We start from the raw sequence: 1,872 nt of genomic DNA on the forward strand, positions 1-1,872 counted from the left end.
TCCACACTCACGCGGTCCCCGCACTCCCGACATGGCTCTCGCCCGGGCAGGCCCGGGTCGTGCCGGTGACCGAGAAGCACCTTGCGTTTGCAGAAGAGCTGATGGCCCAAATCAGCGCAGCACAGATCCGGTGCGACATGGACGACCGAAACGAGACCATGGGCAAGAAGGTCCGGGAAGCAGGTATGGATTGGGTGCCGTACGTGATCGTTGTCGGTGATGAGGAAGTCGCATCGAAGAAGCTGACCGTGACGATCCGGAGGAAGTCGCAGCCGAACAAGCCGCACAAGGAGCAGCTTGCCGTTGATGCGCTGATCGCTTTTGTGAAAAAGGACGTCGAGGGAAAACCGTTCCGGCCGCTGTATACCCCGAAGAAACTCTCGCAAAAGGCGAGATATATCTGATACTTTTTTTTGTCAGTTCTTCTTTTCCCAGGGCAGGATCAGCGGGGTTCGCCCTCCTGTCGTTGATCTTTTATCGTAAGGCCTGAATCACGGTCAACGATTTCTGCCTGGATATGATGAAATACCGAATTGAATTCACTGAGTTTTTGCCGTATGTATTTCTCCCCGTCTTCTGTGGGATGGTACCGTATGGATTTGCCTGCAGTACTGGTTTGGAGATATCCCATTTTCTGGAGAGAATACAGGTATGTATAGACCCGTGCTTTGGGTATCGAAACATTATACCGACGCTGAATTTCCTGAAGAATATCGTAACCGGATACCGGTTTTTTGAGAAGGGAAAGTATCACCGGTTCAAGGACCTTTTTTACAATCTCATCAACAACGGGCTGGGGAAGGAAGGCGAGATGTTCAAAGGGGAACGTGTAATCCGCGCAGGAGATGACCGTTCCCCGCGTAGTGGTCACCAGGACTTTGGGGATCTTCTGTGACAGGGCCTTTACCAGGTTTTCGTCGTTCGTTTTGACAAGGACGGCAATTATCCCGGCAACTGCCATTCCCCGGTTTTTCCGTTCGGTTAAGAAATCAGTTACTGAGAGAACAGCGGATTCGTCACAAGGCCCGGAGAAATCGATGATAATTTTCCGTGGGGCCGGAGAGTATCCATCAGCACGATCAAGGAAATCGGACAACGTCCGTTTCAGGGCAGATGTCTCGCCCTCTTTCATCCTGCACAGCAGGATCTTTTCATCCTGGACTTCCCGCAAAAAATCCCGGTGGGCTTTCGATATTGCGTAGGCAAAAAAGATATCCCCCGTTGTTTTCACGGCTCTCTCAAGATATGATGCAAGGAGAATCTCCTTCTCCTCTGCATTGTTGTACAGCAGGAGGATGAGGTCCTGGAAAAAATTTTCCATGAGCAGTGAGCGGATTTCCGTAAGCCCGGGCTTGTCATCACGGGCATACACCACTCCGGATGTTTCGGCCCCGTTTGCCTCCCGGTCGCCGTGGTGCTTCTCCTGATCTTCGGCAGATTTCCTTGAAAGGGCCATCTCTACTGCAACCTTCATATCACGATCGGAAAAGGGTTTGAGGATATACCCATACGGCAGGGTGTCTTTTGCCCGGGTGATGGTTGCATCGTCAGCATAGGATGTGATAAAAATTATCGGGATCTGCAATTCATCCCGGATAATCCTCGCGGCATCAATCCCATCCATAGTCCCATGAATATGAATATCCATTAACACTACATCGGGGACATATTCACGTGCTTTACTAATCGCCTCATCTGCGGTACTGACCGCACAGAGGGGATAGTACTCGAACATTTCAAGTGTTTTTACTATGTCCCTGCTGATGACCGCTTCATCCTCAACCACAAGAATTGTCGGCTTGTCCACAACGGTCCCCGGTCCTGCCGGATTGATACTGGCATCAGGCTGCTGATTAACGGATTGTATCGGAT

The 1,872-nt window shown here is 50.9% G+C and carries 2 protein-coding genes; one reads left to right on the top strand and one right to left on the bottom strand.

The genetic code is table 11. From position 1 onward, the window contains the following. Positions 1-404 (top strand): His/Gly/Thr/Pro-type tRNA ligase C-terminal domain-containing protein (locus CW742_RS11555; protein ID WP_292420540.1); only part of this gene is annotated, 404 nt, incomplete at its 5' end. A gap of 38 nt (positions 405-442) precedes the next feature. On the opposite strand, the gene CW742_RS11560 is transcribed toward CW742_RS11555, so the two are convergent. Continuing rightward, the coding region (locus CW742_RS11560; RefSeq protein WP_292420542.1) for a response regulator at positions 443-1,872 on the bottom strand (1,430 nt) is incomplete at its 5' end.

The sequence above is a fragment of the Methanoregula sp. genome, assembly GCF_002835825.1.
Classification (GTDB): domain Archaea; phylum Halobacteriota; class Methanomicrobia; order Methanomicrobiales; family Methanospirillaceae; genus Methanoregula.